16 protein-coding genes and 4 pseudogenes are annotated in these 17,335 nt (G+C 56.4%); 8 read left to right on the forward strand and 12 right to left on the reverse strand.

From position 1 onward, the window contains the following. The first annotated feature begins 9 nt into the window (after positions 1-9). Entirely contained in the window at positions 10-894 is an 885-nt protein-coding gene (locus tag P1P91_RS12025) for an NAD(P)-dependent oxidoreductase (protein WP_311882909.1), read from the forward strand. On the opposite strand, the gene P1P91_RS12030 is transcribed toward P1P91_RS12025, so the two are convergent. Both P1P91_RS12030 and P1P91_RS12035 read right to left on the reverse strand, forming a co-directional pair. After that, positions 891-1,928 carry a CNNM domain-containing protein gene (locus P1P91_RS12030; protein WP_311882910.1) on the reverse strand — a complete coding sequence of 346 codons (1,038 nt, stop codon included), beginning with the start codon at positions 1,926-1,928 and terminating at the stop codon, positions 891-893. The genes P1P91_RS12025 and P1P91_RS12030 overlap by 4 nt on opposite strands. 101 nt (positions 1,929-2,029) lie before the next feature. Beyond that, on the reverse strand, positions 2,030-2,404 hold the full coding sequence (locus P1P91_RS12035) for a DUF6746 family protein (RefSeq protein WP_311882911.1): 375 nt from the start codon (positions 2,402-2,404) through the stop codon (positions 2,030-2,032). A gap of 312 nt (positions 2,405-2,716) precedes the next feature. On the opposite strand from P1P91_RS12035, the gene P1P91_RS12040 reads away from it, so the two are divergent. Together P1P91_RS12040 and P1P91_RS12045 are read left to right on the forward strand one after the other, a co-directional pair. Continuing rightward, the gene (locus P1P91_RS12040; RefSeq protein ID WP_311882912.1) at positions 2,717-3,964 is read left to right on the forward strand and encodes a dicarboxylate/amino acid:cation symporter; all 1,248 of its coding nucleotides are present in this window, start codon (positions 2,717-2,719) and stop codon (positions 3,962-3,964) included. A 713-nt stretch (positions 3,965-4,677) separates the two neighbouring features. Beyond that, positions 4,678-5,805: pseudogene (locus P1P91_RS12045) on the forward strand (IS1380 family transposase); the annotation flags it as partial. A gap of 10 nt (positions 5,806-5,815) precedes the next feature. Here the strand turns inward: P1P91_RS12045 and P1P91_RS12050 are convergent. Then, positions 5,816-6,928, reverse strand: a complete 1,113-nt coding sequence (locus P1P91_RS12050) for an IS3 family transposase (RefSeq protein WP_311882913.1) — start codon at positions 6,926-6,928, stop codon at positions 5,816-5,818. Continuing rightward, complete coding sequence (locus tag P1P91_RS12055; RefSeq protein WP_311882914.1) at positions 6,925-7,329, reverse strand: transposase; 405 nt, start codon at positions 7,327-7,329, stop codon at positions 6,925-6,927. Before P1P91_RS12055 ends, P1P91_RS12050 begins: the two co-directional genes overlap by 4 nt. A gap of 81 nt (positions 7,330-7,410) precedes the next feature. On the opposite strand from P1P91_RS12055, the pseudogene P1P91_RS12060 reads away from it, so the two are divergent. Both P1P91_RS12060 and P1P91_RS12065 read left to right on the forward strand, forming a co-directional pair. Beyond that, positions 7,411-7,704: pseudogene (locus P1P91_RS12060) on the forward strand (transposase); the annotation flags it as partial. Positions 7,705-7,936: 232 nt separating this feature from the next. After that, positions 7,937-8,233: pseudogene (locus P1P91_RS12065) on the forward strand (IS30 family transposase); the annotation flags it as partial. A 12-nt stretch (positions 8,234-8,245) separates the two neighbouring features. Here the strand turns inward: P1P91_RS12065 and P1P91_RS12070 are convergent. Beyond that, positions 8,246-8,512, reverse strand: a pseudogene (locus P1P91_RS12070) (transposase); the annotation flags it as partial. Positions 8,513-8,808: 296 nt separating this feature from the next. After that, positions 8,809-9,834 (reverse strand): IS4 family transposase, encoded by a 1,026-nt coding sequence (locus P1P91_RS12075; RefSeq protein WP_311885798.1) that lies wholly within the window; start codon positions 9,832-9,834, stop codon positions 8,809-8,811. A 96-nt stretch (positions 9,835-9,930) separates the two neighbouring features. Here P1P91_RS12075 and P1P91_RS12080 point away from each other — a divergent pair, with 96 nt between their 5' ends. Both P1P91_RS12080 and P1P91_RS12085 read left to right on the forward strand, forming a co-directional pair. Beyond that, on the forward strand, positions 9,931-10,335 hold the full coding sequence (locus tag P1P91_RS12080) for a transposase (RefSeq protein ID WP_273142024.1): 405 nt from the start codon (positions 9,931-9,933) through the stop codon (positions 10,333-10,335). Continuing rightward, a complete protein-coding gene (locus tag P1P91_RS12085) occupies positions 10,332-11,444 on the forward strand; it encodes an IS3 family transposase (protein WP_311882916.1) in 1,113 nt (370 codons plus the stop codon). Before P1P91_RS12080 ends, P1P91_RS12085 begins: the two co-directional genes overlap by 4 nt. Here the strand turns inward: P1P91_RS12085 and P1P91_RS12090 are convergent. From P1P91_RS12090 to P1P91_RS12115, 6 genes are all read right to left on the reverse strand, one after another. Further along, positions 11,419-11,613 carry a hypothetical protein gene (locus P1P91_RS12090; protein ID WP_311882919.1) on the reverse strand — a complete coding sequence of 65 codons (195 nt, stop codon included), beginning with the start codon at positions 11,611-11,613 and terminating at the stop codon, positions 11,419-11,421. The genes P1P91_RS12085 and P1P91_RS12090 overlap by 26 nt on opposite strands. A gap of 276 nt (positions 11,614-11,889) precedes the next feature. Then, the gene (locus P1P91_RS12095) at positions 11,890-13,206 is read right to left on the reverse strand and encodes a phenylacetate--CoA ligase family protein (protein WP_311882921.1); all 1,317 of its coding nucleotides are present in this window, start codon (positions 13,204-13,206) and stop codon (positions 11,890-11,892) included. After that, positions 13,199-14,053, reverse strand: coding sequence for an EamA family transporter (locus P1P91_RS12100; protein ID WP_311882923.1), 855 nt, complete (start codon positions 14,051-14,053; stop codon positions 13,199-13,201). The genes P1P91_RS12095 and P1P91_RS12100 overlap by 8 nt, the downstream gene beginning before the upstream one ends. A gap of 5 nt (positions 14,054-14,058) precedes the next feature. Next, positions 14,059-14,454 (reverse strand): ectoine synthase, encoded by a 396-nt coding sequence (locus P1P91_RS12105; protein WP_311882924.1) that lies wholly within the window; start codon positions 14,452-14,454, stop codon positions 14,059-14,061. Between the two features lie 360 nt (positions 14,455-14,814). Beyond that, positions 14,815-16,194 (reverse strand): IS1380 family transposase, encoded by a 1,380-nt coding sequence (locus tag P1P91_RS12110; RefSeq protein ID WP_376717491.1) that lies wholly within the window; start codon positions 16,192-16,194, stop codon positions 14,815-14,817. An 89-nt stretch (positions 16,195-16,283) separates the two neighbouring features. Beyond that, on the reverse strand, positions 16,284-16,667 hold the full coding sequence (locus P1P91_RS12115; protein ID WP_311882928.1) for a GNAT family N-acetyltransferase: 384 nt from the start codon (positions 16,665-16,667) through the stop codon (positions 16,284-16,286). 94 nt (positions 16,668-16,761) lie between these two features. Between P1P91_RS12115 and P1P91_RS12120 the strand changes: the two genes are divergently transcribed. After that, positions 16,762-17,331, forward strand: coding sequence for a LysR family transcriptional regulator (locus P1P91_RS12120; protein WP_311882930.1), 570 nt, complete (start codon positions 16,762-16,764; stop codon positions 17,329-17,331). The last annotated feature ends 4 nt before the right edge of the window (positions 17,332-17,335 follow it).

Consider the following 17,335-nt stretch of genomic DNA (forward strand, 5'->3'; position numbering starts at 1 on the left):
AGAAACGCCATGAGCCCACTCCGCCTGGGATTTATCGGCATCGGCCTGATGGGCACGCCCATGACCCGACGCCTGCTCGAGGCGGGCTTTGACGTCACGGTCTGGAACCGCTCGGCGGACAAGGCCCGCGCGCTCGAAGCCGACGGCGCGCGCCTGGCCGCGAGCATCGCCGAGCTCACCCAGGGCGTCGACGTCGTCATGCTGTGCCTGGCCAACACCGCCGTGGTAAAAGAGGTGGTGTTCGGCGACGGCGGCGTGGCAAGCGTAGGCAGCGCCGGCAAAACGCTGGTGGACTTCTCCAGCAGCGACCCGGCGGCCACCCGGGACATGGCCGCGAGGCTTGAAGCCGCCTGCGGCATGGGCTGGGTGGACAGCCCGGTTTCCGGCGGCGTGGCCGGCGCCGAGGCTGGGAGTCTCGCCGTCATGTGCGGCGGCGACGCCGACCGCATGGCGGCGGTTGAGCCGCTGCTGGCCCCGCTTGCCGCACGGGTGACCCACATGGGTGGCGTGGGCAGCGGCCAGGTGACCAAGGTGTGCAACCAGATGGTGGTGGGCTGCCAGGCGGCGGTGCTCGCGGAAACCGTGGCGCTGGCCGAATCCAGCGGGGTGGACTCCACCCGGCTGGTAGAGGCGCTGTCCGGCGGCTTTGCCGACTCCAAACCGTTTCAGATCCTCACCCCGCGCATGGCCTCAGCCGACTACGCCGAGCCGCCCTGGCACTTGCGCACCCTGCTCAAGGACCTCGACATGGCCGTGGCGCAAAGCCAGCGCAGCCAGAGCGCCACGCCCATGAGCGGCCTGGCCGCCCAGCTGATGCGCGCCCACGCCACTCGCGGCCATGCGGAAGACGACCCGGCGACGCTGGTGGAAAGCTACCGCGGGCCCCGTGACTAACCGCCGCCGGAGGCCCGGCGTGCCTGACGAATGCGCTGCAGCCAGCGCTGGCGGGCGTAGCTCTGCAGGTTGTCCACGCGGTCGGTCTCATCGACGATCTCCTGACCCAGCAGGGTTTCGAGCACGTCTTCCAGGGTGATCAGCCCCACGAAGCTTCCGTGGGCATCGTAGACCGCGCGCATATGGTGGTTATCGCCGAGCATGGCGGCAAACGCCTGCTCGACGTTTTGCTCCGCCTCCAGCCGGCCAATGGGATGCATCATCGAGGACATGGTGGCGTCCGGCTCGGCCTGGTACATATCCACCTTGTGCACGTAGCCAAACGCCTGTTCGCCTTCGTCCATCACCGGAAAGCGAGTAAACGGCGCCTGCCCGTATTCCTGCTCGAACTCCTTTACCGTCATGTGCGGCAGCACCGTCTGGCACACGATGCGCGGCGTCATCGCCCGGGACACGGGGATTTCGTGCAGGTTGAGCACGTTGGTAATGGTGCGGGTCTCGTCGGCGTCGAGCACGTTCTTCTCCTGGCCTACCCGGGCCAGCACCTTGATCTCGTCGCGCAGGTCGATGGCGTTTTCTTCCTGCCCGCCCAGGCGCCGGGTAATCTGTTCGGACAGCCAGATAAACGGCAGCAGCACGGCGGTCATCACGCGCAGCACCGGCGGCAGCATGACCGCCAGGCGCTTCCAGTGGGTAGCGCCCAGGGTCTTGGGGATAATTTCGGAAAATACCAGGATCAAGAACGTCATCACCGCCGAGACCATACCCACCCAGGACTCGCCGAAGACGGCTGCCGCCCGGGCCCCCACGGCCGTGGCGCCTACCGTATGAGCAATGGTATTGAGGGTGAGAATCGCCGCCAGCGGGCGATCAATATTGGCCTTAAGGCGTTCGAGGGAGGCGTGCAGCCCCGGGTTGTCCTCACGCTGGCGGGCAATGAAGCTCGGCGTGATCGACAGCAGGACAGCCTCGAGCACCGAGCACAGAAACGAAAAGCCGATGGCGAAAACGGCAATGATGATCAGCAGCAGCATGGGCCCTCGGCGCGGTCAGGTATCGCGCTGTTATAGACGGCCCGTGCGTTGACCGTCAAGGCCCGGCCGTTGCGATACCGAGCCTTGCTTCCCTCCTCTTCTCAGGGTATCAGGGTCTGTGCCGCTTCCAGGTACGTCTGGCCGCTGTCGGCCACCTGCTCCGGCGCACCGGTTTCCGAGCCCACGTGAACTTCCTCGAGCGATACAGCCATGCCCTCCACCTCATCATCGATTTTCGCCAGGGCGTTTTCCAGCGTATAGCTCAGCTGATGGATCTCGGCCAGCTGCTCGTCGTCCAGCGTATCGGCCTTTAGCAGCTCGGCCAGGCGCTGGTTGCCCTCGGAGAAGTTGGTTACCGCGGCTTCCAGCGTTTCTGCGGGCTTGCCGTCGAAATGATCGGGGCGGTCGTTGTCATCTGCGGCGGCGGTGCCGGTGACCAACAGCGCGGCGAACAGCGTCATGGCAAAATTTTTCATCTTTGTCTCCCGTTGAAAAGCGGTTCTCGTTAACAATAAATCGCGCGGCCGGTGGCCGCACAGCGAATGAACAAGGTAAGGCGAACAATTCGCATTAACTATAGTAAACAACGAAAGGCGTAGCGCAAGCGGTTTCGTTCGCCGCAACGCGGGGCTATGATCCAGGTCATGGTTTGCCGTCAACAAACGGCGCCGGCGGCAGTTAACCCCGCTAGATCGCTGTAAAAAAGCGTTTCTTCAGCAGAGCTTGACCGTTAAAATCGCCGCCCTTTAGCGCAAAACAACAGTGATAACCTTCACAGGAGACGCATCATGGCAGCCGGTTCCGCTTTTAATTTCTGGCGACGCATCCCGCTCTGGCAGCGCATTCTTGCCGGTTTGTTTCTGGGTATTCTCGCCGGTGCCCTGATGGGCGAAAACGCCGGCGTGTTCAAGCCGCTGGGGGACATTTTCATCAGCGCGATCAAGATGCTGATCGTGCCGCTGGTGTTTTCCACCCTGGTGGTGGGCATCACCGCCATGCGCGACCCGCAGAAAATGGGCCGCATCGGCGCGCGCACCATCGGGCTTTACCTGCTCACCACCGCTTTTGCCATCGCCATCGGGCTTTTGGCCTCGACGATTTTCCAGCCCGGCGCCGGCGTGGACATGAGCTTTGACAAGCCCATGGAATCCAAGGATGCGCCTTCGCTGGTCGAGATTCTTGTCGACCTTGTCCCGCAGAACCCCATTGACGCGCTGGCCGAGGGCAACATCCTGCAGATCATCGTCTTTGCCCTGGGCCTGGGCATTTCGCTGATGCTGATTGGCGAAAGAGGCGAGCCGGTAGTGCGCCTGTTCGAAAGCTTCGCCGAGGCCATGTACAAGCTCACCGAAATCGTCATGGCCTTTGCGCCGTTCGGCGTGTTCGGACTGATTGCCTTTGTCGCCGGCAACTACGGGCTCGAGGTGCTGCTGCCGCTGGCCAAGGTGATCGGCGTGGCCTATCTCGCAAGTGTGATTCACGTGCTGGTGGTGTACAGCGGGTTTTTGGCGCTGCTTGGCCGGCTCAACCCCAAACGCTACCTGAGCGGCATTCTCGATGCCCTGGTAGTGGCCTACTCCTCGGCGTCGTCCTCGGGCACGCTGCCGGTGTCGATCCGCTGCGCGCAGAAAAACCTCGGCGTCTCCGAGGGCGTCTCGGGCTTTGTGCTGCCGGTGGGTGCGACCATCAACATGGACGGTACCGCCATTTATCAGGGCGTGGTGGCCCTCTTTATCGCCCAGATGCTGGGGGTGGACCTGAGCGTGGCCGACTACGGCATGATCATCCTCACCGGCACGCTGGCCTCCATCGGCAGCGCCGGCGTTCCCGGCGCCGGGCTGATCATGCTCTCGATTGTGCTCTCCCAGGTCGGCCTGCCGCTTGAGGCCATCGCCGTGGTCGCGGGCATCGACCGCATCCTCGACATGGCGCGCACCAGCGTCAACGTCGCCGGCGACCTGATGGTCACCACCCTTGTGGGCAAGAGCGAAGGCGAACTGGACGAAGACGTTTACAACGGCCCGAACCAGGCTTGATAGATTAGTTGGCTTGGTAAGAAAAACGCCCCCTTCGTTGTGCGGTTCATGCAGCGAAGGGGGCGCTTTTCACGTTTGAGGAAGGTTTTTTTGGGTGGCTCGCCGTCTTGTTTGGAATATAACGCCCAAGCTCAGTTGCCGCCGGAGCGGCCGCAGGCCGCAGAAGAGAACCCAAAGCGCAGCAGCGCTTTGGGCGGTCAACTGAAGCGATCTGTTGGGCCTTCTCACTGAAGCGGACGAATAAATAGACTCCAAAGGTGTTCAGCCGCTCCTTGTTGGGAAAGCGCTTTCTCAGCGCGATTTCCAAACGACTGCATGCCCATGGGCGCTAGCGCGAGAGTGTGACCATCGTCAACGACAGATATCATTTCGTTGAAACTATTGCGGCTGTTGTCTTCTGAGTTTGAATAGCAAATACCATGGCCGCCGAACGTGCCACCAAACCAGATAGAACACGTAGCCGAGCGCGCTCCAGATGAATAGATTGAGCCTATAAAGCGCGTATTGTCGATGCGCTTAAACCGAGCTTGGATTTGCGGGTTCCGTTGTTCGAGCTCTTCTAAGGAGCCATCAAAGAAGCGCGCTATATATTCGTAGCTATTTTCTAAAAACTCGTCTTTTTCGTGATCATTAAAACTACGCTTAATCCCAGCTTATTCATGAGATCGGCCTGAAAACGAAGATGGCGAGTGGTTTTCTCTTGTAGAATCAGCATGTTCCTGCCAGAACACAATTCAAGAGGACCACTCGCCATGGGTGAAACCCTAACGACCTGGTCGCCCTCGTGCAACGGCTCTGTCCGTGTCGAGCTGAGCGGCCACCGCACCACCAGCGACAGCGGCGCTCTGTTGCTGCGTGAAGCCCTCGACAACAGCGGAGTGATCGAGGCGCTCGAAGACAACCTGGTCGATCGACGCCATCCGCTGCGTATCCGCCACTTGCTGGCCAGTCAGCTGCGAACCCTAGTCCTGCAGCGGGCGATGGGCTGGATCGATCTCAGTGACACCGACACATTGCGGCATGATCCCCTCTGGCAGCTGGCCTGCAGCGATGCCCGCGGAATGACGCCACTGGCCCAGGACCGGCCATCCCAAGCCACGTTGTCGCGGCTGCTGACCTGCCTCGGAAACAACGACAACATCGATGCCGTGCATGAAGGTCTGCTGCGGCTGGTGGTCTGGCGCCTGACCTCGCTGAAGAACGGCGAGTGCCCCAAGCAACTGACGCTCGATATCGACGGCCTGCCGATCAAAGTCCACGGTCACCAAGGTGGCTCGGCCTATCATGGCCTTTACGGGGTCCGCATCTACTCGCCGCTGGTCGCCTCGCTGGCCGAAACTGGCGACATGGTGGGCGGCCTGCTGCACGAGGGCAACGCTGGCCCGGCCGAGAACGCCGATACCTGGATCCCGCACTTGGTGAAGCGGCTCAACGAGAGCACCGGCGCCCAGATTCGGGTACGCATCGATGCCGGGTTCACCGACAACGACACGCTGGAGGCGCTGGAAAAGCGCGGCATCGAGTATCTGGGCCGGCTGCGCAGTCACACCGGCCTGCAGAAACTGGCGTCGCCGCACCTGAAACGGCCACGAGGCCGGCCACCCGAGCAGCCTCGGGAATGGTGTCATGACCTGGAGTACCAAGCTGGTTCCTGGCCTGAACCACGGCGCGTGGTGCTGGTGGTACAGGAACGCCCCGATGACCTGCTGCTGCATGCCTTCTTCCTGGTCACCAACCTCAGCAAGTTCGACTGGCCGCCGGAGAAGGTCCTGGCGCTCTACCGCAAGCGCGGCAGCGCCGAAGCGCACATGGGCGAGGTAAAGTCGGCGCTCGACGTGCATCCGGAACCTGTCAACCTGATTCGGACAGCTCGTTAAAAATTAATGTCGATTTCGTCGCGGTGTTGCTTGCCGCCGATAGTGTCGGGAAGTTCACCACGCTGTAGGGGGCCGGGCCGTCGTCATCGGGCTGTACCGGATTGATCGAGACACTGGCTGGTGGCATTGCCACCTTGGGGCGTCCGCGTATGAACCGCTCGGGGTGCACCTCGAAGCTGTCATCAAGTGCTCGCTGGCGAACCTCCGCGATCTCGCGATATCGGCCCGTGAAGACCTGCTCCGGCGTAAAGCCAGCCAGCCCGCTGTGATGGTGCTGCAGGTTGTACCAGTCGACATAGGCGCTGTACCACTGCCGGGCATGAACAATGCTCTCGAAGCGCCCGGGATAATCGGGCTGGTACTTGCTGGTCTTGAACTGGCTTTCACTGAAGGGGTTGTCATTACTCACTCGCGGGCGGCTATGGCTGCACGTCACCCCCAGCTCTCCCATGAGGTCCAGGTAGCTGCGAGCGATCATCGGCGAGCCTCTGTCCTGGTGGAGCGTCAGCGCTCCATGCGGGATTCCGTAGCGATCCACGGCCTCCTGAAAGAGTTGCTGGGCCAACGCTGCATTCTCCTTGTGAGAAACCATCCAGGCCACGATGAAGCGGCTGTATAGGTCCAGCACCACGTAGAGATTGAGGTAGACGCCGCGTCGCCGCGTGGGCAGTTTGCTTATGTCCCACGTCCACGCCTCATTGGCAGCCCTTGCCGTGATGCGTGGCACGGCATGGTGTTGAGGCGCACGTTGAGGGCGGCGGTCACCGCTTTCCTTGGCCTCACGCAGCTGTCGGTACCAGGTACTGAGCGAGCCGAGATAGATCCCTTGCTGCAGCAGGTCGTGGTAGATCTCATACACCGGCTGATCCCGGTAGGGCTCGCTATGCGCGATCTCGAGGATTTGCGCTCGCTCCTCGGCCGATAACGCTCTGGGCTGCGGACAGTGCCGGCGCGATGTGGGTGCCTTTGTCGGGGGCTCATGTCGCCGTTGTCGCCAGGCATACACCGTGCTTCGGTTGATGCCCAGAACTCGGCAAGCCCTGGTCAATGGGAGATGCGCCGGGCGCGCTTCGAGCACCGTGATCATGGTTTGCTCCCATTGTTCATGCGATCGAGCATCGATAATGCTTTTTTTTGGAGCGATAGGCAGTCTTCGGCAGTCGAGAGCTTCTGCTGAAGACGGGCGTTCTCACGCTCCAGTGCCTCGATCTGCTTCTGCTCCGGGGTCTTGCTCGGGTTCGGCCCCGGGGCGGTCTTGTGGAGCTTCTCCACGCCGTTCTCGGCAAGCTCCTTGCGCCATGTGGTCAGCTGGCTGCTGTACAGCTTTTCTCGGCGCAATAGCTCCCCGAGTTCGCCATGTTGACAGGCATCGGCTTCAGCCAGGATGCGCAGCTTGTACTCAGTCGAGAACTGGCGACGTGTGCGCTTCTCCAGCTTGGGGTTGGGCGTGACCTGGTGGTCGGGCAGCTCGCTTGGCGGTTTAGGCATGATACAGACTCCTGAACCTCGGGCTCTGATATTGAGCTTAACTCACTGAGCCGGTGTATGGATTCAGGTTGATACACAGGGCATCTCTCATCGACGGATCGCGGCGCTTCTACCGTTCAGGACGTGATGGCGCGCAACGAGGTGAGCCTGCTACTCAGCCTCTACGCCTACCAGGTTTTGCATGGCCTGCGATGTCTGCTGGAGCGACAGACCCGGCAAGGTTGGAGTCTGAGCCGGATGCGCGAGCAGGTACTCAAGGTTGCCGCCACGCTGAGACTGCACGCTCGGCGCATCACCGTTCACCTCGGCGCTGCGGCCGACAAGTGGTGGCCGACGTTGCTGAAGGGGTTGCCGAGACTGACCGCCCTGAGCTAATAGCTAGCGTAACCACCACATCACCAGGAATCGAGCGGTCGCATCGGCGGGCGACGCTCACGGCTGCATTGACGGCGGCCGTTGGTTCCTTAACGTTATAGAAAAGCGGCATGACAGCAGCATTTTGGCATGACTCGGCGGCTCATCACGGCATAGACAACGATTCTGATGGGAGAAGTCACCAGCTAGCCGTTTCAGACTGCCTGATCAGAGCCCTCGTGAATGAGGCGGGCTGAAGGGATCTCTGACATGGGACCGGGGCACAGAGCTGGCGGCACATAAGGACTTCACCATTGCTACAAATATCCAGGTCTACTTTTGTGACCCGCAGAGCCCATGGCAGCGGGGAACCAACGAGAATACCAACCGCTTGCTGAGACAGTACTACCCAAAGGGAATGGATTTATCCACGCTCACCCAGCAAGCCCTTGACCAAGTAGCTCGGCGGCTAAACGAGCGTCCCAGAAAGACTTTGGGCTACAAGACACCCGCCGAGGTGTTATCAACCACTGTTGCATTGACCGGTTGAGCACAAGGCGGCCTTTTTTGTTATGGCCAATTCCTCTGACATTTCAGCGAGTTGCCGCTTAAGTCGGGCATTTTCTTCAGCCAGTGACCGCTCGCGTTCGGAGGTGTTTTTCTTCTGCTGGGCCTCGGCACGCCATTGATAAAGCTGGCTGGGATGCAAGCCCAGCTCACGGGCGGCAGCGGCAGCCCCCACCTGGTCAGCGAGGGCAAGTGCTTCCTCGCGGTAGGCATCGGAGTAACGGACACGTGTTTTCTTCATCGGGGTAGCTTGCTTTGCCATGGGTCACCTCGTTCAGTGTAATACCTTAACGGGGGGACCACTGTTGGTGGGCAAGATCAGACATCACATGCCGCCTCCGCACTCCAGCGAGCACGATCCAACAGGCACTGCACGCCATCGGGAGTGGCATCACCGAGCCACTCGGCAAATGCTAGCTATTCTTGCGTTCGCACTGACCGAGCAGTCCCTGAAGGTAACGTAAGGCACGATCAAGTGTCTCGGATCGCACAAAGAGCGGGCCTAACCGCGCTGCCAGGTCATCCAATAATGCCTGACGAATCCCCACGAATATGTTGCTACTCGCCGCATAGGCTCTGCTCCCTGACTTCCTCGCGAAGTCGTGCTCGGAGGGTTGTCCAAGCAGGCCAAGGCACGGCGTCGGGTTGATGACGACGAAGACATTCCAAGCCCAGGCGCCACACGGAAAGCACGCTCCGGTGCCGGATACTGTTGCTCTGATAGCGCCGCTGTTGCCCCCGGGCTCGGACATCCAGGCCGGCCACCATCATGGCCACGTTCGCCAACATGGCGATCAGCAGCAGGACCTCGATGCGCTTGCCCTGGCGAGACTGATGCATGCCGAAGCCCAGCCCGAACAAGGGACTTTTGACATCGCGGAACCCTTCCTCAATCTGCATGCGCTGTCGGTAGATCGTTACCACTTTATTCGCCAGCGTTGAGCGGTCCGGCAGATTGCTGACCAGCACCCAGGGCTCCTGCTGACGCCGGGCGATCGTCCGGCTGCCGCCGTCCCGAGAGATCCGGCCTTGTTTATTGCGATGCTTACGTCCCCGTGGCGGTCGATAATAGAGCACCATCTGAGCGCGGAACGGATGGTTTTCGGCGATCCGGACGGAGCCCCACGCCTGCGGTTCCGATGTCGCGTGTTGAAACAGGGTCTTCACGGGTTGCCATGCTTCGCCTGACGCCTGGTAACGGGCGGGCTGACGGACCCGTCCAACGATATACCAGCCGCGCGCTTCAACGGCCCGAAACCACGGGTTACGAAAGCCGGCATCGGTCACCAGGATCGGCGTGGCCTTGTCGGGCAGGATCCTTGCCAGCGCATCCAGCAGATAGGCTTCACAGTATGGGCATCCTTCCTTGTGATGAACCTTCTCGAAGATGGGCAGCGATCGCCCGGCGAAGGGCACCGCCGCACGCAGCAGGAAATGCCTGCCGCGGTCATCAATCGGCGACCAGTCCACCAGAATCAGTGGGCGCGTTGTATGGCCGATCAGCAGCGAGGCCATGAGCCAATAGAACAGCGGTCGTTCCTGATGAAGGTGAGGGTTGCCTAATAGTCGATCGACTCGTTTGATGGCGTGCTTGGCATCCCCTGTGTGTCAACCTGAATCCATACACCGGCTCAGTGAGTTAAGCTCAATATCAGAGCCCGAGGTTCAGGAGCCCGTATCATGCCTAAACCGCCAACCGAGCTGCCCGATCATCAGGTCACGCCGAATCCCAAGCTGGAGAAGCGCACGCGTCGTCAGTTCTCGACCGAGTACAAGCTGCGCATCCTGGCAGAAGCCGATGCCTGCCGGCATGGCGAACTCGGAGAGCTGCTGCGCCGAGAAAAGCTGTATAGCAGCCAGCTGACCACCTGGCGCAAGGAGCTTGCCGAGAATGGCGTGGAGAAGCTTCACAAGACCGCCCCAGGGCCGAACCCGAGTAAGACCCCGGAGCAGAAACGTATCGAGGCACTGGAGCGTGAGAACGCCCGTCTTCAGCAGAGACTCTCGACCGCCGAAGACTGCCTATCGCTCCAAAAAAAAGCGTTATCGATGCTCGATCGCATGAACAATGGGAGCGAACCATGATCACGGTGCTCGAAGAGCGCCCGGCGCACCTCCCATTGGCCATGGCCTGTCGAGCCTTGGGCATCAACCGCAGCACGGTGTACGCCTGGCGAAAACGCCGCCATGAGCCTTCTACCGGGGCATCTACGTCGCGCCGGCACTGCCCGCAGCCCAGAGCCCTATCGGCCGAGGAGCGAGCGCAAATGCTTGAGATCGCGCATAGCGAACCCTACCGGGATCAGCCGGTGTATGAGATCTACCACGACCTGCTGCAGCAAGGGATTTATCTCGGCTCGCTCAGCACGTGGTACCGGCAGCTGCGTGAGGCCAAGGAGAGCGGTGACCGCCGCCCTCAACGTGCGCCTCAACACCATGCCGTGCCACGTATTACGGCAAGGGCCGCCAATGAGGCGTGGACATGGGACATCAGCAAACTGCCCACGCGGCGACGCGGCGTCTACCTCAATCTCTACGTGGTGCTGGATCTCTACAGCCGCTTCATCGTGGCCTGGATGGTCTCCCACAAGGAGAATGCCGCCTTGGCTCGGCAGCTCTTCCAGGAGGCGGTGGATCGCTACGGCATCCCGCATGGCGCGCTGACGCTCCATCAGGATCGAGGCTCGCCGATGATCGCCCGGAGCTATCTGGACCTCATGGGAGAGCTGGGGGTGACGTGCAGCCATAGCCGCCCACGAGTGAGCAATGACAACCCCTTCAGCGAAAGCCAGTTCAAGACCAGCAAGTACCAGCCCGACTATCCCGGGCGCTTCGAGAGCATCGTCCATGCCCGGCAGTGGTATAGCGCCTACGTCGACTGGTACAACCTGCAGCACCATCACAGCGGGTTGGCTGGCTTCACGCCGGAGCAGGTCTTCACCGGCCGATATCGCGAGATTGCGGAGGTCCGCCAGCGAGCGCTCGATGACAGCTTCGAAGCGCACCCCGAGCGGTTCATCCGCGGACGCCCCAAGGTGGCAATGCCACCGGCCAGTGTCTCGATCAATCCGGTACAGCCCGATGACGACGACCCGGCCCCCTACAGCGTGGTGAACTTCCCGACGCTATCGGCGGCAGGCGACACCGCGACGAAATCGACATTAATTTTTAACGATCTGTCCGAATCAGGTTGACAGGTTCCGCATCCGTCGAGCTCGGCAACGCACGGCCAATGGCCGTTAATCCCAGACGTCGCTCGCCCAGCAGAGCGCCAACGGTATCGAGGACGGTCTGTAGCCGCTTGGCATGGATCACGGAGAGTGAAGACGTCAGCAAGTTATGCAAGAATCGAGGGGCCTGCATGGGTCTCCTTCGCATGTTGTTGTGTGTCGTAACTCACAACATGCATGACTCATGCAGGCTTTTTCAATCCTATCATGCTGATTTTATTACCCATTTCATGGGGATTCCTCAGCAATAATGCTGAAAAAGAGAAATCCAGTTCTTGCACCTTTTACCCTGTAATTGCTTCCATATCAACCACATGCATTGTAGCTTATACAGTTACGGCTGTAGTACTAAGTTGACTGCATCTCTTAAAGATTGGATATAACCTATATGCTCGTAAAGAATATGATCTCAGACGATATAGCCTGAGCCCGCATTCTCACGCTTGTCATTGACAGTTTGTCGCTTTGATGTAAATCGCTCCAAAACACCTGGGTTGTACATTTTCACATCTATATAAATTCCTAACTCATCCTTTAAATATTTCTTGAGATTTTCTGAAACATTGTAAACATGGGATCTTTCAAGATTGTGTTTTCCTCGTGCTAGCTCCACATTGAGAATAACATTATCTGAAAACCCACGCCTTTCTATTTCCAACAAGTAATATGGCGATAGGTCTGAATAGTTGCATAAAACAGCCCCCACTTGGCTTGGGAATATATTAACCCCTTTGACAATCAGCATGTCATCAGACCGAGAGGCTATACGTTCCACCCATACACCATAAAGCCCATTTCTCTTTATAATACGAGTAATGTCACCAGTTCTATATCTTATAAGCGGAATCGCTTCTTTCAAAAAACTCGTAATCACTAACTCTCCATAACATCCATCAGGGACTAATTCACCTTTTTCGTTCACAATCTCCACATAAAAATGATCACCCCACAGTATAAGGCTGTTACTATCATCCGGGTCTTCAATCCCAACACCTGGCCCCATTATTTCTGACAAGCCATATATATTCACAGCTTTAATACCAAGTCTTTTTTCTATTTGACTTTTCATGTTGTCTGGCCATGGTTCGGCCCCCATAAAACCTAGTCTTAGAGGACTTTTCGCAATGTCAAAATTTAGTTTTTCTGATTCATCAGAAAGATGCATTGCAAAGGAAGGGGTGCTCAAAAGAACGGTGGCTCCAAGGTCTCGTAATAGGTCTATCTGTTTTGCTGTTTTTCCAGTAGAAGCAGGTATCAAAGTTGCGCCGCTAGCTTCAACTCCAAGCTGAAGACCTAGGCCACCGGTAAATACCCCGTACCCAAACGAGTTAAGTACAATGTCCTCTTTTGATAACCCATGCATCATTAGACAACGAAGAACAAGTGCTCCCCAGTTCCTAATGTCATTCTTGGTATATCCAACAATCTTTGGCTTACTTTTTGTGCCACTTGAAGAATGAATCCTAATGACTTCAGAAGTCGGAACGGCGAATAATCCATAAGGGTAATTATCTTGGAAATCTGCTTTCGTAGTAAATGGAAGGGATTCTATATCATTCAAAGAGGTAACATTTTGATATGATACGTCGAAATCCAGGAGTTTTGACTGATAAGCTGAACCACCGAAATGAATCCTCTTCAGAGCATTCGAAATACAGTTCACATAATATTCTTCCAGAATATGGTTTGAATTTTTCTCCCCATTGAAATCTGAAATTTCAAACATTGCTATTACCTCCCAAAGTCAGAGCAACGATACTTGAAATAGAAAAAACGATACCTAAAACTCTAATACGGCTAACTCTTTCCTTAAGGTATATCACACCGAGAATCACAGGAATTAGAGGGTACATTGAAATAATCAGAACACTAATTATAACTAACTGTCCTTCTTTAGCGATAGTATAGAGAACAAGACCAAGAGCGCTTGTTGCACCGGCAAACATAGCTTTTCTTGCCTGACTCCTGGTCACCTCAAAAATACTAGGCTTTGCATAGGGAAAAATTGCTGTGGCGCCAACAAACATACTCACTGCGACAGCAGCTAAGGCTCCTGAAGAAGGTACATTCCCTAATGTTACTAATTGACATGCAAATCCAAGCCCAGAAAAAATAGCTTGACTAACTCCACCTTTTTTCCGCTCAGTTATATAGTTACTATTAGAATGATTAGTATTCAAAGTCATAAGTATAATTGCTGGGATTGAAAAAACAATCCCTAGACTACTGAATAAACCAATACGTTCGCCAAGAAATAAAATGGATATAATTAGAGAGAAAACTACCATTGAAACGCCGCTAAGCGGGACAATGGCACTAACGGCACCAGTACTCATGCCTCGATAAAGAAAAATTGCGCCCCATGCTGAAGCAATACCTGACAACGCCCCCCAATAAAGAGAACTAAAGGTAAAATTAGAGAAAAAAATCGCGGCCATTAATACTATTAAAAAACCGCCCATATGTGTAAAGAAGCTTATCTTCTTCACCTCATAATGCCTAGACAACATACCATTTATAAAGTGAGTAAGCCCTAGACACGCCATTGCTATAATTGAAATAAAAATAGACAATCCGTCTACTCCACCAGGTCATCTATTGGAGGATACCCCCCTGCTTCATCATGTACCTCATCGCCTCTTGTCGGTGGCGTGAAAATACAGATCCCCCGCAGATCAGTAATGGCATGCAACTCATGCCCATCACCGATACTCAGGTAATAACACACCCCCGGATATAGCACGTGCCTGACTCCACTAAAAAAGTCATCAACATACCCAGTTCCAGAAATTATATAAACAAATTCTTCTTGATACTTGTAACAAATATTTAAAGTTTCACCAGAGCGTATGATCGTATCATGCACCGAATATATAGCGCCGTCATCACTAACAAGAAGTCTATAGCTATCAAAGTGATGATTATCTACATGCTGAAAAGATTTCCTTATCTTATCCTTGCTCCACACCCTCATTTAGCCAACTCCTCTTTCCTTTCAAGTCGTATCAGAGTTTCTTTATGATGATTGCTAAAAAAATCGCATTCTAAAAATAAATCTTTTTGAGTTATATTAGCGTTATAAGTTTTGGCAAGTGATATCAACCCGCCTTATTCACGAAGACGCTGACTGGGCGGCGTGAAGAGGCTGGCTGGCGGCGTCGCTCATCAGGATCGGCCTCTCCGACGCGAGAGGCCGCTGAGTAATGCCCGAACATGGCTTTCTTCCCGGTTTCTTATAGCTCTTGGGAATCCATTGCGACCGTCAAAGCAGCCGTGACCGCCGGCCGCTGCAGCGGTCGCTCGATTTCAGGTCCTGAAGCCGTCTCGCCGGGCGTCAACTCAGCGCCGTCAGCTTCGGCAGCCCCTTCAGCAACGTCGGCCACCACTTATCGGCGGCGGCACCCAGATGAAGGGTGATCCGCCGGGCATGCAGCTTCAGTGTGGCGGCGACCTTAAGCACCTGCTCGCGCATCCGACTCAGGCTCCAGCCTTGCCGAGTCTGCCGCTCCAGCAGGCAGCGCAGGCCATGCAGGACCTGATAAGCATAGAGGCTGAGTAGCAGGCTCACCTCGTTACGCGCCATCACGTCCTGAACCGTGGAGGCGCCACGATCCGTCGACGAGAGGTGTACGTCGAGCGCTGATTTCACCTCGCCCATGTGCGCTTCGGCGCTACCGCGCTTGCGGTACAGTGCCAGGACCTTCTCCGGCGGCCAGTCGAACTTGTTGAGGTTGGTGACCAGGAAGAAGGCATGCAACAGCAGGTCATCGGGTCGCTCTTGCACGACCAGTACCACGCGCCGTGGTTCAGGCCAGGTGCCGGCCTGGTACTCCAGGTCATGACACCATTCCCGTGGCTGCTCGGGCGGCCGACCTCGGGGCCGCTTCAGGTACGGCGCCGCCAGTGTCTGCAGCCCCGTGTGACTGCGCAGCCGGCCCAGGTACTCGATGCCGCGATCTTCCAACGCCTCCAGCGTGTCGTTGTCGGTGAACCCGGCGTCGATACGCACCCGAACCTGGGCGCCGGTGCTTTCGTTGAGCCGCTTCACCAGGTGCGGGATCCAGGTATCGGCGTTCTCGGCCGGGCCGGCGTTGCCTTCGCGTAGTAGGCCGCCCACCATGTCACCGGTTTCGGCCAGCGAGGCGACCAGCGGCGAGTAGATGCGGACCCCGTAAAGGCCATGATAGGCCGAGCCACCTTGGTGACCGTGGACCTCGATCGGCAGGCCGTCGATGTCGAGGGTCAACTGCTTGGGTCGCTCGCCGTTCTTCAGCGAGGTCAGGCGCCAGACTACCAGTCGCAGCAGGCCTTCATGCACGGCATCGATGTTGTCGTTGCGTCCAAGGCAAGTCAGCAGCCGCGACAGCGTGGCTTGAGACGGCCGGTCCTGGGCCAGTGGCGTCATTCCACGCGCATCGCTGCAGGCCAGCTGCCAGAGGGGATCACGCCGCAACGTGTCGGTATCGCTGAGGTCGATCCAGCCCATCGCGCGCTGCAGCACCAGGGTTCGCAGCTGGCTGGCCAGCGAGTGGCGGATGCGTAGCGGGTGGCGTTGATCGACCAGATTGTCTTCGAGCGCCTCGATCACACCGCTGTTGTCGAGGGCTTCACGCAGCAGCAGAGCGCCGCTGTCACTGGTGGTGCGGTGGCCGCTCAGCTCGACACGGACGGAGCCGTTGCACGAGGGCGTCCAGGTAGATAGGCTTTCACCCATAGCGGATGGCTCTCTTGGTTCAGGTTCTTGGCGGAACACATTGAATTTTCAAGAGAATACCATCCGCTATCTTCGTTTTCAGGCCGGCCTCATGAATAGGCCGGGATCAACGTGTTGTATGCTGCATCATTACTAATATCAATTGTAGCTTCAAATGCCCTAACATTTTCGCCTAAACTATCGATCAATCTTTTCACTAAAGCAAAACCCAAACCATAACTTCTTACATCAGGATCAACAGCTATCTGCCACAAAAAAAGTGTCTTGCCATCGGGTCTGATATATGCAAGTATGTAACCAAATAATTTATTCCCAGACTTGGCCATCAGAGATGTATTTCTGAAATCTCGCGACCAAACAAGATAAAAATACTCAGGACACAAATCCAAATCATCATTGCATGCTGCCATTCGAAACAAGCTTTTAGCATCACCTACCGACGGATGCTCGAATCTAATTCCACTTTGGTTCATTGCAACACCTGATTAATTTCTGTTTGATTTAGGATGCCGCAAAAATTAGGATATATAAAATCAATCCACGTCATCTTTAATATGAGGTGATTCGATGAGCAAAAAAAATGAAATAACCCTGTCACAGCTTCGCGCTTTCAAAAGTGTCGCAGATACACAATCTTACACTAAAGCTGCCTCATGCATGGGAGTAAGCCAGTCGGGCATAAGTCACTCTTTAAAAAGGCTTGAGGATTTTTTTGAGACTCCACTTTTTTCCTACAATGGACGAAACATTTCTGGACTTACTCCTGTCGGAATCGAACTATATACTTGTTCTGAAGACATTATAGTAGAACTAAACAATATTAATGCACTTGCAGATTTTTCCAGAAGCTCGCCCAAGGAACGGCTTAATATCGCTTCAATCAATAGCGTTGCCACATCATATCTAAACAATATAAAGAACAAAAAAATTGAGAGCTGTATTGGAAACATACTCACTGGTTTTGAGCATGAAGTTGAAAGGTGGGTCGTGGATGGAATAGCTGATGTCGGATTTACAACTGATATTTCAAATACTGTCTCGCAAAAGTGGAAAGGGACGTTTTATGGGAAAGTTGCATTCCAAGACGAGCTTGTTGTGGTGGTCCCCAAAGAACACCCTCTAGCTAGGGCCTGTTGACGTT

Source organism: Halomonas piscis, from assembly GCF_031886125.1.
In the GTDB taxonomy this organism is placed as follows: Bacteria; Pseudomonadota; Gammaproteobacteria; order Pseudomonadales; family Halomonadaceae; genus Vreelandella; species Vreelandella piscis.